At 39.2% G+C, this 17078-nt stretch carries 10 protein-coding genes; 8 read left to right on the top strand and 2 right to left on the bottom strand.

Going from position 1 to position 17078, the window contains the following annotated elements; genetic code table 11:
* Positions 1-76: 76 nt before the first annotated feature.
* On the bottom strand, positions 77-2944 hold the full coding sequence (locus HSISS2_RS07280) for an N-acetylmuramoyl-L-alanine amidase family protein (protein ID WP_021146117.1): 2868 nt from the start codon (positions 2942-2944) through the stop codon (positions 77-79).
* Positions 2945-3477: 533 nt separating this feature from the next.
* Between HSISS2_RS07280 and pdxS the strand changes: the two genes are divergently transcribed.
* The 6 genes from pdxS to HSISS2_RS07245 all read left to right on the top strand — a co-directional run bounded on the left by pdxS (position 3478) and on the right by HSISS2_RS07245 (position 9937).
* The gene (pdxS, locus tag HSISS2_RS07275; RefSeq protein ID WP_021146116.1) at positions 3478-4350 is read left to right on the top strand and encodes a pyridoxal 5'-phosphate synthase lyase subunit PdxS; all 873 of its coding nucleotides are present in this window, start codon (positions 3478-3480) and stop codon (positions 4348-4350) included.
* Positions 4351-4944: a pyridoxal 5'-phosphate synthase glutaminase subunit PdxT gene (gene pdxT, locus HSISS2_RS07270; RefSeq protein ID WP_021146115.1), complete on the top strand. Its 594-nt coding sequence runs from the start codon at positions 4351-4353 to the stop codon at positions 4942-4944.
* A gap of 479 nt (positions 4945-5423) precedes the next feature.
* Positions 5424-5960 carry a hypothetical protein gene (locus HSISS2_RS07265; RefSeq protein ID WP_021146114.1) on the top strand — a complete coding sequence of 179 codons (537 nt, stop codon included), beginning with the start codon at positions 5424-5426 and terminating at the stop codon, positions 5958-5960.
* 84 nt (positions 5961-6044) lie between these two features.
* Positions 6045-6578, top strand: coding sequence for a hypothetical protein (locus HSISS2_RS07260; protein ID WP_231087392.1), 534 nt, complete (start codon positions 6045-6047; stop codon positions 6576-6578).
* 239 nt (positions 6579-6817) lie between these two features.
* Positions 6818-7291: a hypothetical protein gene (locus tag HSISS2_RS07250; protein WP_021146112.1), complete on the top strand. Its 474-nt coding sequence runs from the start codon at positions 6818-6820 to the stop codon at positions 7289-7291.
* A gap of 612 nt (positions 7292-7903) precedes the next feature.
* Entirely contained in the window at positions 7904-9937 is a 2034-nt protein-coding gene (locus HSISS2_RS07245) for a KxYKxGKxW signal peptide domain-containing protein (RefSeq protein ID WP_021146111.1), read from the top strand.
* Positions 9938-10218: 281 nt separating this feature from the next.
* On the opposite strand, the gene HSISS2_RS07240 is transcribed toward HSISS2_RS07245, so the two are convergent.
* Positions 10219-11115, bottom strand: a complete 897-nt coding sequence (locus HSISS2_RS07240) for an Abi family protein (RefSeq protein ID WP_021146110.1) — start codon at positions 11113-11115, stop codon at positions 10219-10221.
* 824 nt (positions 11116-11939) lie between these two features.
* Between HSISS2_RS07240 and HSISS2_RS07235 the strand changes: the two genes are divergently transcribed.
* On the top strand, positions 11940-16679 hold the full coding sequence (locus HSISS2_RS07235) for a glycoside hydrolase family 70 protein (RefSeq protein ID WP_021146109.1): 4740 nt from the start codon (positions 11940-11942) through the stop codon (positions 16677-16679).
* 272 nt (positions 16680-16951) lie between these two features.
* Positions 16952-17071: a bacteriocin immunity protein gene (locus tag HSISS2_RS07230; RefSeq protein ID WP_021146108.1), complete on the top strand. Its 120-nt coding sequence runs from the start codon at positions 16952-16954 to the stop codon at positions 17069-17071.
* Positions 17072-17078 lie beyond the last annotated feature (7 nt).

The raw sequence follows: 17078 nt of genomic DNA, 5'->3' as shown, positions 1-17078 counted from the left end.
GTTGTGTGCTCTTTTTGGTTGTTTTTTTAGTTTGAATAACTCATGAGATTAATATGAGTCAATTTTATGACCTGTTTTACACTTGCTTCGCACGTCCATTTTCATCAAAGTGATAAGTCACACCATTGATGGTACGTGTTTGGTTGGTGACGAGCTCACCAGAGTTTTCATCGTAATAACGAGTTCCCTTGTAGTCTGTTACGAAATCGCCCTTCACTTGCTTACCTTCATAATCAAAGTAGAGATGTTGACCATTGATGACTTGATCGAAGAGGAGAGCCTTACCATCCTTACCGAAGTAGTACCAGTGTCCATCTGCATAGATGAATTGGTTAGTTACCGCAGCTCCAGTTTCAGTGTCAAAGTAGTAAGTTGGGTTGTTTTCTGCTCTATTTGGGAATGAAATGTAAAATTTAGGTCTTATAATTTCTCCTCTAGCCTGGTCGTGCGTTTCGTATTTGTTCATTGGATTGTTAGAGAAGTAATATAATTTCCCATCAATTTCTTTAAGACCTTTAGCTTTTTTGCCGTCTTCCTCTATATAGTACCAACGGCCATCAGATTTAACAAAACCAGTTTTTTTCACAGCTTCGCCAGTTTCGTCATCATAGTAAGGTGGCTCTTGATATACGTTAAAGGAACCACGAAGGACCCTTCCGTTTTGCTCAATATAGTAATCCTTACCATCAATAGTTATTTCCCCAGTTCGTCCATTACTGCTAAGGTAGTATAAATCCTTACCAATCTTAATAAACTGATCACGAGGGAGTTCTTTCCTTGCGCCACTATCTTTATCGTAGTAGTAACCATCAAGAACAGTATCTTTAGCTTGAACTCCATAAGAGTCAAAGTAAACGTGTACCCCATCAATGGTTTGTGGGCCTGTTAGGATGTTCCCTTGTGCATCTGCATAGTACCATTTACCATTATTATTGAAGTATTGATTTTTTACAAGAGCGCCGGAATCTTTACCGTAGAATTTAACTGGGCTAGTGTAGGAGTTTGCTTTAACCGCATACCCATTACTATCAGTAAATTCTCCTTTAATTTGATTGCCATAATATGGATCAAAGTGAACCTGTACCCCGTCAATGGTTTGATCGCCTTTAAGGATTTTTCCTTCTCCATTAAGGTAGTACCAGTTGTCGTTGATGTAAACGTAGCGATTGGTACCAAGGTCTATTTTAGCACCAGAATCTTTGTCGTAGAAGTAGCCATCATCGCCAAAGACACCTTTGGCTTGTTTACCATCATAAGGGTCAAAGTATACAGGAACATTGTTAATGGTTTGAGAACCTTTAAGCCGTTTACCGTCATTGCCTACGTAGTACCAGTCCTTGTCGACTTGGACATAACTATTGGTTACGAGACCACCAGTGATTCCATCATAATATTTATCGTTAGTAGCGAAATTTCCTTTGACTTGGGCTCCAGTTTTCTCATCAAAGAAGTATTCAGTGTTGTCAATGACTGTTGCTCCTTTGATGGCCTTGCTATCGGATCCGATAAAGTAGGTTTTGTCTTTAACTGTTACGAAACGATTAGTAACTAGATTTCCAGAGTCTTTATCGTGAAATTGATTGTAATAGTCAAAATCTCCCTTAACTTGGATACCGTTGTAGTTAAAGTAGACATGAGCACCATCAATAGTTTGTTCACCTTTCAAGATCTTTCCATCGTTACCGACGTAGTACCAATTTCCTTTGACCTGAACATAACGATTTGTACCAAGGTTGACACGAATACCGTCTTGATCGTAAAAGTAACCATCATCACCAAAATTGTCGAAAATCTGGCTTCCCTCGTATTTATCGAAGTAGACTTGTTTACCGTCAATTGTTTGAGGACCGGTTAACCGAATTCCTTGGTCGTTAACATAATAACGTTCATTTCGATGTTTGTAAGGATTGTAAGCGATAACATATTGATTGGTGGCAAGAGCGCCAGAATCCTTATCGTAGTATCGAGATTTATTATCTCCCTCATCTCTGACAAAATAACCTTTAACTTGAACACCGCCTTGATTGAAGTAAACCTTAACGCCATCGATGGTTTGTGGTCCCTTTAAAATAGCACCATCATTTCCAGCATAGTACCATTCCCCGTTTAATTCGAAATAGCGGTTAGTACCAAAATCTACTTGTTTACCATATTTGTCATAATAACGGCCATTAGGAGCAAACCTATCCTCAACTTGTTCACCATACTGATCAAAATAATGCCACGCTCCATCAATTTCTTTGGAACCAATTGCCTTGTTACCATTTTCATCAACGTAATAGGTTCTACCATAATTTTCAACGAATTTATTAGTAACAAGAGCACCAGAGTCTCTGTCATAATAGTGACCGTCCCAGTCAAAGTCCCCTTTAACCTGAACGCCGCCTTGATTGAAGTAGACCTTAACGCCATCGATGGTTTGTGGTCCAGTTAGATCTTTACCGCTAGCATCTTTGTAATGCCAGTATCCATGCTTATCGCTGTAGTAATGACCACCAGTGACATTTGTTTCACTGTTCGAAGTTTCTGTAGATGTAGCAGTCTCACTAGCAGCTCGGTCTGTAGTTACAGCTTCACGTGTTTGAGCTTTGGCTGATTCTGCAGGAGCTTGGCTAGTAGTTGTTGAAGCTATTTCACTGGTAGTTTCAGAGCTTGCTGTAGAAGTTGTGGCTTGCTCTGAGACAATTGTAGTGCTTTCAGTGTTGGCGGTATTTTCAGTAGCAGCTGGTGCTTCGACAACTTTTGCTTCGACAAGGTCTGCTGTCGTTTCCACATTGGCAGTTGTAGCAGCAGTCGTGTCAAGGTTTGGTGAGCTATCAGCTTTAGCTTCCTCAGCAAAGGCAGGTCTTGCTATGATGGCAAAACTTGCAAGGGCAGTTGCACATGAAAATGCAAGTAGACGTTTTTTGGATGGTTGTCCAGCAAAATTAGAATGTACTTTCATAATTTTCCTCCTTTTCCTAAATCCTATTATAACTTAATTTAATCGTGTTTCAATAGAATTTAAGACATTTAGCCTAAAATAAGAAAAGGCTTACACAACTCTTTATTGGGAAAATTTTTCACAGTTTTTTCCTCCAATGGTTCTTAAACGCAAAAAAAATCCAGGACCTGAGCCCTGAATTTAGGAGATTATGAAAAAGAAAAGTTTTAGGATGGTTATAGTATATAAAGCAAAGCCTAAAGTTTTCTTAAAGTAGAAGATGAGTATTTTTGTGATTTACAAAGAAAGTTGCTGTTAGCTAACTAAAAAATTTAGTAAAGATTATGGTCTATAAACTAAGATGTCATAACCTGTATTCATTTACTAAAAAAGCAGTAAAACCTATAGAAGCAAGCCTTCTAATTTAGTGATTATTCTGTCCATTCTGACAATAGATGCTTAAATTGTCCCCATACAGTTTGTGAAAGAGCTACTTTTCTTCAAAAGTTATCCTGTGTAAAATAAGGGTCATAAAAACATATGAGGTGATTGCTATGACAAATCGTTACGACTTAAATAAAAATTTGGCACAGATGCTTAAGGGAGGCGTCATCATGGACGTTCAAAATCCTGAGCAAGCACGTATTGCAGAAGCAGCTGGAGCAGCTGCGGTTATGGCCTTGGAACGTATTCCAGCTGATATTCGTGCGGTTGGTGGTGTGTCACGTATGAGTGATCCTAAGATGATTAAGGAAATTCAGGACGCTGTCAGTATTCCAGTTATGGCCAAGGTACGTATCGGTCATTTTGTGGAAGCACAGATTTTGCAAGCGATTGAGATTGATTATATCGATGAGAGTGAGGTATTGACGCCTGCCGATGACCTTATTCATGTGGATAAAACCAAGTTTGATGTGCCTTTCGTCTGCGGAGCCAAGGACCTCGGTGAAGCCCTTCGTCGTATTTCTGAAGGGGCATCAATGATTCGTACCAAAGGTGAACCGGGTACAGGTGATATTGTCCAAGCAGTTCACCACTTACGACTCATGAATCAAGAGATTCGTCGCATTCAAAATCTCAGAGATGATGAACTCTACATTACTGCCAAAGACTTACAGGTACCAATTGACTTGGTCCGTTATGTCCATGAACATGGCAAGTTGCCAGTTGTCAATTTTGCGGCTGGTGGTGTAGCGACACCAGCGGATGCTGCGCTTATGATGCAGTTGGGTGCTGAAGGTGTCTTTGTTGGCTCTGGTATTTTCAAGTCAGGAGATCCCAAAAAACGTGCGGAAGCCATTGTCAAGGCAGTGACTAACTTTGATCGTCCTGATATTTTGGCACAAGTGTCAGAAGATTTGGGTGAAGCCATGGTTGGTATCAATAAGGATGAAATAGAAATCTTGATGGCAGAGCGAGGAAAATAGATGACAAAAATCGGAATACTGGCTCTTCAAGGTGCTTTTGCGGAACATGAGCAGGTTTTAAATTCCCTTAGTGTCCAAACGGTGCAAATCAGAAATCGGCAAGATTGGGAAACTCACTTTGACTTAGACGGGCTCATCCTACCGGGTGGAGAGTCGACAGTCATGGGCAAACTCTTGCATGATTTAGACTTGTTTGAGCCGATTAAGGCGAAAATCGAGAAAGGCTTACCTGTTTTTGGTACCTGTGCAGGTCTGATTTTGTTGGCCAAAACCATAGTAGGCGACCAAACAAAACATTTGGCAAGTATGGACATCAGTGTCGCACGCAATGCCTATGGTCGTCAGCTGGGCAGTTTTGTCACAAATGCTGACTTTAAGGGAATTGGTGAGATTCCCATGGTCTTTATTCGTGGACCAATCATTGAAACCGTTGGACCAGAAGTTGAAGTTTTATCTCAGGTCAAGGGAGCCATCGTGGCAGCCAAGGAAAAAAATATGCTTGTCACCTCATTTCATCCAGAATTAACAGGTGACACAAGGGTCCATGCCTATTTTCTAGAGATGGTGGCTCAGGTCAAACAAGACAAACTATAATGCTAAACTCTTCATATGATTACTCTTCCACACAAAAAATCCAGGACCTATGCCCTGGATTTAGGAGATTATGAAAAAGAAAAGTTTTAGGACGGTTATAGTATATAAACGAAACCCTAAAGTTTCCTTAAAGTAGAAAATAATTTATCAAAAATAGGTAAAAAGGAAGTTGACAGTTGGTCGACTTCCTTTTCTTATCCCCAAATCCTAATAATTTTGTTGCTCTCATAATCAAAAGAAAGCGCTCTATCCATGTTATAATGGAAATTATAGTTTTTATTCAGAATATTTTGTAAATACTTTTCAGTTTTCCTTGATGTTGATGGGGTATTGAGTGAAAATGTTGTATCTGTAATGTATAAAGTTGTCAGATTTACAAGAAAGTGAGGACTGAGCCTGTGAAGAAGAATTCGAAACGAAATATAGTAGTGGTGTTGTTTATCACACTAGTTATCGCTATTTTAGGAGGAAGCATTTATATGGGACACAAACAAGAACAACAAAAACAAATAGCTAAAGAGCACGCTTTGTATAAACATGGTTTTAGACTTTTAGAAGAGCAACTGGCTACCTATATCAAAGAACACTATGAGGGTGTGAGTAAGATTGAGTTTTCACCTATTTATGAAGATGGTGGAGACGGCTATAGTATGCATACGCTGAATGTTGTTTTTGCTATTTCTGATGAACATGGCAATAGAGCAGTTGTAGATGAAGACGGGAACATACCTTTTGGTACAGCAAATGGATTAACGATGGATTTTGACGGTATTGATGGTAGTCAAGTCATTGAATTAGATAAATACGATAGTGATGAGGTCGTGGACGTATCAAATGATGATAAACTACCCCAGAAAGCTAAGTTAGAAAGTTATGATATGTTAGATACAACCATACAATATTTAGTTAAGAATGGGAAATTGGTTGATGTCAAATCATCAGATAAAGGTAGCTTAGGTGTTAAAGTAGTTTATAACACAGAAATTAAACGAGGTAGTTATAGTAAATGGCGTTAACAGATAAAAACTATCCAGAGTTAAAAGAAAGGGAGGATTGAGCCTGTGAAGATGAATTCGAAACGAAATCGAAATATAGTAGTGATGTTGTTTATTGCACTATTTATCATTCCAATAGTTTTTTCTCTTTTTTTAGGAGATAGGTATGCAGAACACCGTTTGTACAAACATGGTTTCAGACTTTTGGAAGAGCAGATAGCTGTTTATATCAAGGAGAATTATTCAGGTGTCAGCAAGGTAGAATTTACCGATATATACAATTATGGCGATTCTGGACTTTATGTTTATCCCATTATCACGGATAATCATGGAAATCGGACTTTGTTAAATGACAGTATAAATGGTGCTTATGGAACGTTAAGAGGTCTCTATGCACTTGAATTTCACCCTAGCAGTAAAAGTGAGATTATTTATTTAGATAACTCAGCTAATGGTACAGAAATTGATGTTTCTGACTGTCAGACCTTACCAGACAAGGCGAAATGGAAAAAAGATAGCCTGACTGATAGGAATTTTGAAAGATTATTGAAAGCTGGAAGTATAAAGGGAGTAGAAAAAAGCGACAAGGGTAGCCCAGACATGAAAATTGTTTATAACTTGAAGATAAAGGAGAAATAGATTTTGAAAAAATTTAGACTAGCTCTTGCAACGCTATTATCTTTAGTCATCCTCACTGGCTGTGGACTAATGATAAATTATAGGGGAAAACTTGAGAGTAAAATAGGCCCTGCAGCGGAGAAAGTGTACCCTACTAAGAATTTATATGAGTTGTTTGATACCTTTCCCAAAGGATTTACCGTTCGTGTGAGTGATTCGTATGACCAAGATAAGATTTACATATATCGTAAAATAGTGTTATGTTATATGGAAAACCTAAGAATAAGCGTATAGAGGGATATGTTTCATTAAGTAAAGAAGGTACTGAGGTTGAACGTGTCAATCTTGTTTATTCTCCAGATGGGAAGTTAAGTACGGAGAGCTCAAATTACTCAGATGAGTTACTGCCTTATAAGGAATTTTTATTTCAAAAGCTAACATTGAATAGAAAAGTCTTTTCTAAACTAAAAGTGATTTCAAAATCTTATAATTGGGAGACAGGAGATGGTGAAATAGAATATGGTATCAAGGATAAGGATATTAATGAATTCTTACACTTAAATAAGGACGAAGAGGTTACCATGGCTGTTAAAGCAGATAATGATTTATTATCAGATAATGATGTATTATCAGATGGTGATTATTTCTTACCAATTTGGTTTTATCAAAATCAACTGGAATATCGGCATACAGAAGGGATTATAGGTAGTCTGGAGGAAAAAAATAATGACTAATACAACTTATAATTTGAAGATGAAGGAGAAATAGATTTTGGCGACAGGATGGGCACTCGTTTCCTGATTAGTAGTGGTATCTATCACTGTAGTAAATATTTAGTAAAAAACTCTAAGTATATTTCTAAGTTACTTAGAGTTTTTTGCTACTTCTGATTGTGAGAGAGAAAAAATATTTTCAAATAGGTTTCTAAAAGCGTCAAAAGTCATGTTAGACAAGCTTTTAAGCGTTGACGCAAGTTGTTTGGCTTGTTTTTTATTTTCTAAAATTATCAATATAGTGTAAGCAAATAATAAGGTTTACGTAAAATATTCGCCATATAGGGCTTACTTTAGTTACAAAGGATGCTCATTCGCTCTAATGTATGAGGATTGAAAACAGATGAAAGCGAGGCTTTCTTTGTTATTTAACAAAAAATAAGAGATTTTAAAAAAAGAGCTTTCTAAGATAAAAAGGTATTGGTTATATAGCTTTATCTTGCTTTTTCGTGAGAAATATGACTAGAAGGTTAGTCTTATGAGATTAGGGTTATGCTACTGTAATTGTATTCGCTATTGATATGGCTTATCATATTAGGTATTAAATGGAAAAAGCATAGAAAGGTGTATGTTATGGAAAAGAAAGTTGGATTTAAACTACACAAGGTTAAGAAAAATTGGGTGACTATCGGAGTCAGTACTCTGTCAATGGTTGCTTTAGCAGGTGGTGCCTTTTTGACAGATCAATCTGCAAAGGCAGATGAAGTGCCAGTTCCTAATAAGGGCGGTTATGAACAATCAGATGCTGGTATTGAATCAAGTGCATCACTGGTTAATCAAAGCTATACGCCAACCTTAACAGAAGATGCTACTTACGTGTCAGCGGTGCCATCAAACTCTGGAAGTCAAATGACTGCAAGATACGAGGCGTCATCATCTTATTCAACAGAAGGCTTATCAGCGTCTGTTATGGGTGCTGGAGCAACTAGTGGTGGAGAGGTAGTAAGTACTGGTCAAGGAAGTGTGTCTTCAGGTACTTCACAGGCTTCACAAGGTGCACAAGTCACTGAAACACAGACCTCTAATACAACAACACCTGGTTCAGGTTATCAATCAGGTAGCAGTTCTGCGTCAGTGAGTGTTAGTTCGTCAAGTTCTTCAAGCTCATCAAGTTCTGCATGGTATTCTTACTCGTCTTCATCATCATGGTCTTCATCATCTGATGCTAGTGGATTTGCAGCATTTACGACGAATTGGCCTGATTTGAATGCCATTAATTTAAATGGTCGTCGTAACACAACAATCACGATTACAGCTTCTGGAACGACTCCAAATGTAACCATTATTTCAAATTCAAATAAATTGATTCCTAATGTGTCAGTGACAAATTCAAATGGTTCAACACCGAATGTCACTATCATTACACAAGGAAACAAACAAAATAATTCAGGCTATCAAATCATCTCAGGTGAGATAAAACCAAGTGTAGATTCAAACACTCACAAGTCATCATTTGTCCGTGTAGGTGAAAATCAATGGTATTATTTTGACCAAAACGGCCAAAAAGTGAAAGGTGAACACGTTATCGATGGTAAGACTTATTACTTCCTAGATAACGGTCTTCAAGCTCGTGACTATCTTCTTAAAGGTGGCGACGGCTACACTTATTACTATGATAAAAATGGTGTCAAAGCCATTAATGGTTTCTACGATTTTGCAGGCTACCGCAAAGATGTCCGCTACTTTGATTGCTATGGACATATGGCAACTGGCCTCGTTGAAATGTCTGGTGTGACCTTCTACTTTGACACGCAAACAGGTATCCAAGCTAAAGACAAATTTATTCGTTTTGCTGACGGTCATATCCGCTACTTCATTCCAGATACTGGTTACATGGCGGTTAATACCTTTGTTCAAAACAAAGAAAACCAAGCTTGGTACTACCTAGATGAACATGGATATGCTGTGACAGGGAAGCGTATCATTAATGGTAAGGAATACTGTTTTGATGCAGAAGGCCGTCAAATCAAAGGTCAATTGGTGAATCAAGGAAGCACAAGTTACTACATTTCTGCTCAAACGGGTGAAATGGCTGTGTCACGCTTTATCTTTGAAAATAACAACTGGTATTATGCTGATGCTTCAGGAAATCTCGTTCAAGGAGCAAAAGTGATTGATGGCAAACAGTATTATTTCAACAAAGATCACAGTCAGCTAAAAGGTGGCTGGGCTGAAGGGCGTTATTATGACGCTGTTACTGGTGAAGCAGCCATCAACCAGTTTATCCAAATGGCAGCTAACCAATGGGCTTACCTCAACCAACAAGGCTACAAGGTAACAGGCCTTCAAACCATTAACGATAAGGTTTATTACTTTGGTAACAATGGTGCGCAAGTTAAAGGTAAAGTGCTTACTATCAATGGTAAGAAATGTTACTTTGATGCCCACACAGGTGAGAAGGTTGCCAACCGTCTTGTCGAAGTGACACGTGGTTGCTGGTATTATTTCAACGCAGCTGGTCAAGCAGTGACAGGACAACAGGTTGTCAATGGTAAACACCTTTATTTTGACGCTTCAGGTCGTCAAGTGAAAGGTCGCCATGTTTATGTTGGTGGTAAACGTCTCTTTTGTGATGCCAGAACTGGCGAATTGCGACGTGGTCGTTAATATTAATATGATTTAAGAATCTAGAGAACTTTTTCCCTTTCCAATTTCAATTATTAATTTTTCCTATCAAATCTCTAGATTATTAAATAATTCAAAGCCAGCAGTTGCTGGCTTTTGATTTTTCTTGGCGAATAAGGTGATAGCAGTAGCTCTTTTTAGCGGTATAACAGTTTATACATCAGGAGAAATAGAAAAAAGCCAGCAAAGACCGCTGACTTTTTTCAATAACCCGATATAAAATGCGAGCCAAGGTTTTACCTTGTTTCCTCATATCAATAGTATTATGTTTTATCCAAAAAGTCAACTGATTTTTTGAAAATTGATTCAAAGAATTTTTTTAAAGATGTTGAATGATTTATCATCTCACTATTCTCATAATATCTGTTTAATACTTCAGTTCCCTCTTTATACCGTCTCTGATTAAGTTCGTCGGAGCAAATTTTTGAGTGTATATAAAACAAATTAACTAAATCAATAATTTTGGGATACTTAACTAATCCGTTATTGATACCCATTGTATTTGAAAATGATTTGGTAGATGGATAAGGTCTTGGAATCATATCCTCTTTTAAAAATAGATTGATTAAAAATACATCATTATGAGCACAAGAGTTACGGATGTTCTTAATGAATCTGTGTTCCTTAGCATAAAGTTTCTCGTATTTAGGGGTTCTAGATTCAATATAGAACTCTAAAAATTGGACTAACGTTCCAAAATCAATAATTTCCATAAGGACCCAAGATGAAATTTGTGTTTTTTTACGAAACATGTCTAATCGATATTTACTGCTTCTAAAATGTGACAGTACCTCATTGAACTTTTTAGGGAATTTATCTTGAAACTCTTTAACAATTGTATAGCCATCCTCGTTATCATCATCAGTTAGGATTCTCATAAGGTTAGTTCTTGTTGCATGTTCAATGTCTAAACAAAGCATGAGTAGATATTCTCTCAAACGTACATCTAATTTAGCAGTGGCAACGAGATGATCAAATGTTAACTTATCATATCCCCCTTGAGGAAGTTTAGGGAAATTTTTTCTATAACTAGAAATTTTATAATAGTAACTTCTAGTTTTGAGATAGTTTTCAATTTGATCTTCAGTATAGCTACCAGGAGATATATTTTTATCCTCAAGTTTTTGAATAAGATCTTTAAAAGATAATTTGGGTTTCATTATTTCTCCTATTTTTCTCAATACTTACACCCCTATATATTTGAGGTAGGTACGTTCTTAGCAGGTTGTAAGATGAGGTGTGTAATCGTTATCATGGTTAGATTAGAGCAAAGAATTTCACGAAAAGAAAACTTTCTTATTTTTTGATAAAAGACCTTTTATATTTCACACAATATAAAATATAAAGTGTTCAAAAATAAAAATTTCTTCGAAAAAGATAATAAGTTGAGATGTGCTACCCTTGTCTCTAATTAAAAGGAAAATTTAAAATTACTCGTTAAAATAAGATGACTTTGGCTTACGTTGAAAGTTCTGAAACCGACCAAGGAATACTGAACTATCCTATTATAACCGGCTGAAAACGGGCTATAATTCTCAGAAAGACTCAGCTATTTTTGATTAAAGAGTAAGGGTGTTATGGAACTTAATGTCACAGATAAAACAACTTGTGTAAAAATACCAGCCAAGAGTTTTGCGGGCTACCAAACATGGAAAGCGCCATGACCTTCGAATGAGTTGATCACGCAGGTTTTCACAGTTATATGTCAGTATCTCTAGCCAAATCCTTTATTTCATCTTAGAAATGAAGGTTTTTTTATTTAAATTTACATTAATTTTGTAGGCTTGGGAGGAGTTGTTAAAAAGTCCCTAGCCTAATGATTATCGTTAGTTATGTCATCTCTAGTTTAGGAGTTACCTCATTTAGACCACCTTTCTGAGAAAAGAAAGGTGCCTACATTAAGCTGACATTATAGTTGTGTAATTGTATTCCCTTGTCAAATAGCTTATGATAGAAATATTATAAGGGAAAAAGGTTATATATTATGGAACAAGAAGTACGCTTTAAACTGCATAAAGTGAAGAAGAATTGGGTAACGATTGGGGTAACAGCACTCTCAATGGTTACCGTTGCTGGTGGCACTTTGTTGGAAGACCAACAGGTTCAGGCCGATGAGCAAAATCCTGCGAATCAGTCGGGTGATAGCAGTCAGGATTTGCTTCAAGAGACACCTGCCACAACTAATGATGCAGCAACTACGGTAGCACCAACTATCTCAGCAGACGCTAATACTGCTAGTGTCAACATCCCTGTTGCAGATACCACTAGCACGACAACAGCTACCACAGATAGAGCAGCAGCACCTACCACAAACGCAGCAACAGTTGACACCAACTCAGGTCAAGCAGCACCAAGTACAAATGTGCAACCAGCTGCAACTGATACGAGTGCTACAACTACAGATACAACTAACAATACTACAACAGCCACTACAGACCGTGCAGCAACAACTGATACGGCAAATACAGAAGCTCGTACACGTAGTCGTCGTGCCTTGGCAGAAACTCGTGAAGCCAACACCAACACATCGACTGGTATCCAATGGATTAACGGCAAACAATACTATGTCAATAGTGACGGTAGTGTGCGTAAGAACTTTGTCTTTGAGCAAGATGGTAAGTCTTATTACTTTGATGCTGAAACAGGGGCTCTTGCGACTAAGTCACAGGATGAATTTTCAACAGAACCAATCAAGGCAACCGTCGATTTTTCATCTGGAAACCAGCTCTACAAAAACGATGATAAATCGTTGGACCAGCTCGATACCTTCATCACAGCGGATGCTTGGTACCGTCCAAAGAGCATTCTCAAGGATGGTAAGACTTGGACGGCTTCAACTGAGGCTGACAAACGTCCACTCTTGATGGTTTGGTGGCCTGACAAGTCAACTCAGGTTAACTACCTTAACTACATGCAAAATCAAGGTCTTGGTGCAGGCTCATTTTCAACCAACTCTAGCCAGGAAAGTCTAGACCAAGCTGCTAAAGCGGTTCAGACTAAGATTGAAGAACGTATCGCTCGTGAAGGCAATACCAACTGGTTGCGTACAAGTATTGATCAGTTCATCAAGACTCAGCCAGGTTGGAATAGTAGCACTGAAAATAGTTCATACGACCACTTGCAAGGCGGACAGTTGCTCTTTAACAATAGTAAGGGTGATACTGGTAACCGTACTAGCTACGCCAACTCTGATTATCGTTTGCTTAACCGCACACCGACAAACCAGAGTGGGACACGTAAGTACTTCAAGGACAATTCTATCGGTGGTCTTGAGTTCTTGCTTGCCAACGATATTGATAACTCAAACCCAGCTGTTCAGGCGGAGCAACTTAACTGGCTCCACTTTATGATGAATATCGGAAGCATCATGGCCAACGACCCAACAGCCAACTTTGACGGTTTGCGTGTCGATGCCTTGGACAATGTGGATGCTGACCTTCTCCAAATCGCTTCAGATTACTTCAAAGCAGCCTATGGTGTTGACAAGTCTGAAGCCAATGCGATCAAACACTTGTCATACTTGGAAGCCTGGTCTGCCAACGACCCATATTACAACAAGGACACTAAGGGGGCACAACTGCCGATTGATAATGCCCTTCGTAATGCTCTTACCAACCTTTTGATGCGTGATAAAAATACACGTATGCAGCTTGGGGACATGACTGCCTTCATCAACAGTAGTTTGAATCCACGTGGTGCCAACGATAAAAATGGTGAGCGTATGGCTAACTATATTTTCACCCGTGCCCACGATACTGAAGCCCAAACCATTATCCAACGTATCATCCGTGATCGTATCAATCCAAATCTGTTTGGCTACAATTTCACCCGTGATGAAATCAAGAAAGCCTTCGAGATTTACAATGCGGATATCAATACAGCTCACAAGACTTATGCGTCATACAACTTGCCATCTGTCTATGCCCTCATGTTGACCAACAAGGACTCTATAACACGTGTTTATTACGGTGACCTCTACCGTGAGGATGGTCACTACATGGCCAAGAAGACGCCTTACTTTGATGCCATCGACACCCTCTTGCGTGCCCGTATCAAGTATGTAGCTGGTGGTCAAGACATGGAAGTGAAGAAAGTCGGAAATGACGGCCTCTTGACATCAGTTCGTTATGGGAAAGGTGCCAATAACAGAACTGATTGGGGAACTGCTGAAACCCGTACGCAAGGGATGGGTGTCATCATGACCAATAACTATGATTTCCGATTGGGTAGCAATGAAACTGTAACGATGAATATGGGTAGAGCCCACCGTAATCAGCTTTACCGTCCATTGCTTTTGACGACTAAGGATGGTATAGCAACCTACCTCAACGATTCTGATGTACCTTCAAACCTTCTTAAACGTACCGACTGGAATGGGAACTTGACCTTCAATACCAATGATATTTTTGGTGTGGAAAATGTGCAAGTATCAGGTTACCTCGGTGTCTGGGTACCAGTCGGGGCTAAGGCTAACCAAGACGCACGTACACAGCCAAGTAACCGTGCCAATAGCGATGGTCAAGTTTACAAGTCTTCAGCAGCCCTTGATTCGCAAGTCATGTATGAAGCTTTCTCAAACTTCCAAGCTTTTGCGGACGATCAGCCAGAACTCTACATGAACCGTGTCTTGGCTAAGAACACTGACTTGCTCAAAGCTTGGGGTGTTACATCTGTTGGACTTCCACCACAGTACGTTTCAAGTAAAGATGGTACCTTCCTCGATTCAACGATTGACAATGGTTATGCCTTTGATGACCGTTATGACATGGCCTTGAGTCAAAATAACAAGTATGGCTCACTTGAAGACCTCCTTAACGTCCTTCGTGCCCTCCACAAAGATGGTATTCAGGCCATTGCTGACTGGGTGCCAGACCAAATCTATAACCTTCCAGGTAAGGAAGTGGTGAATGCCACGCGTGTTAACGGCTACGGTTATCATCAACAAGGTTATCAAATTGTGGACCAAGCCTATGTGGCCAATACCCGTACAGATGGCACAGACTATCAAGGCAAGTACGGTGGTACCTTCCTTGATGAGCTTAAAGCTAAGTACCCATCTATTTTCAACCGTGTGCAAATTTCAAATGGTAAGCAGTTGCCTACGAATGAAAAGATCACCAAATGGTCTGCTAAGTACTTCAACGGAACCAACATCCTTGGACGAGGCATCAATTATGTTCTTCGTGATGACAAGACCAATCAGTACTTTAATACTTCAGCCAACGGCCAACTCTTGCCAACACCACTTCGTGACACGGGTGCCATCACAAGCACTCAAGTCTTCCAACGTCGTGGACAAGATGTTTACTTCCTTCGTGATAATCAAGTTATCAAAAATGAATTCGTTCAAGACGGTGACGGCAACTGGTATTACTTCGGTGCTGACGGTAAGATGACTAAGGGTATTCAAACTATCAATAGCAAGGATTACTATTTCTTTGACAATGGTATCCAATTGCGTAACGCTCTTCGTCGTGCTAGCAACGGTTATACTTACTATTACGGTCTAGACGGTGCCATGATTAAGAATGCCTTTGTTGATTTTGATGACAAACATCAGCAAGTTCGTGCCTTTACGACTCAAGGAACAATGGTAGTGGGTAACCTTCATTGGAGTGGTCACCATTTCTATTTTGACCGTGAAACGGGTATTCAGGCCAAGGATCGCATTGTCCGTACCGATGATGGCAAGTTGCATTACTATGCTGCCCAAACAGGTGACATGGGACGCAATGTCTTTGCGACAGATAGCAGGACAGGCAAACGTTATTACTTTGACGCTGATGGTAACACTGTGACTGGTTCACGTGTCATTGACGGTAAGACTTATTACTTTAACCAAGATGGTAGTGTCGGTACGGCCTACAGCAATCGTGCAGATTCTATTATCTTTGAAAATGGTAAGGCTCGCTACATCACACCAGCAGGCGAAATCGGACGCAGCATCTTTGTCTATAATCCAGCAACTAAGGCTTGGAATTACTTTGATAAAGAAGGTAACCGTGTTACAGGACGTCAATACATTGATGGTCACCTTTATTACTTCAAGGAAGATGGTAGCCAAGCTAAGGGTGAAATTATCGAAGAAAATGGCATCAAATATTATTATGAGCCAGAATCAGGTATTCTTGCTAGCGGACGCTACCTCCAAGTTGGTGATGACCAGTGGATGTACTTCAAACAAGACGGTTCACTGGCTATCGGCCAAGTTCGTGCTGATCATGGATACCTTAAGTACTTTGATAAAAATGGTATCCAAGTTAAGGGGAAAACTGTTGTCGAAGATGGTAAGACTTATTACTATGATGCCCACAGTGGAGCTCTTGTCACAAGCAGCTTTGCTGAGATTGCACCAAACCAATGGTCTTACTTCAATACTGATGGCCAAGCCCTTAAAGGCAAGTGGACTATCAATGGCAAGGAATACTACTTTGACGAAAATGGTATCCAATACAAAGGCAAGGCCATTAAGGTCGGCAGTCGTTACAAGTACTATGACGAAAACGACGGTCAACCTGTAACCAACCGCTTTGCTCAAATCGAGCCTAACGTCTGGGCTTACTTCGGAGCAGATGGTTATGCCGTAACAGGCGAACAAGTCATCAATGGCCAACACCTTTACTTTGATCAATCAGGTCGTCAAGTTAAAGGTGCCTACGTCACAGTTAACGGTCAACGCCGTTATTACGATGCTAACACTGGCGAATATGTCCCAGAAAGATAAGCAGTAGGAGCTCATGTGACTGACCAGAGAACACACAGCCGAGAATGAGGGAAAATTCTCAAGAAGAAAGATCGTGAAAACGGTCTTTTTTGTATCCTTATTTCGATTTTTTTCGAAATAGTCTTGACAGTGCTTTCAGAAAAGCGTAGAATCTATTTCAAAAAAAGAAAATAGGTGTGCTCACCAAGATAGCATTTCTTTCCGAATTCGATGATAGTATAAATCAAATGTTTACCTTGAGAAAAGCAGGATCTATTTAGGGAGTGTTCTAGTTGACAAAAAGTGATAATATCCAAATTGAAGATATCTTAAACAATATCTATAATCTCATTTTAAATCCAGAAACAACTGAAGAAGAGAGAAACTTGCTCGTAACGTTTAAAACGAAATAGAAGTTGG

The organism is Streptococcus sp. HSISS2 (assembly GCF_000448665.1).
GTDB classification, from domain to species: Bacteria; Bacillota; Bacilli; order Lactobacillales; family Streptococcaceae; genus Streptococcus; species Streptococcus raffinosi.
This window is presented reverse-complemented; position numbering and strand designations above follow the sequence as displayed.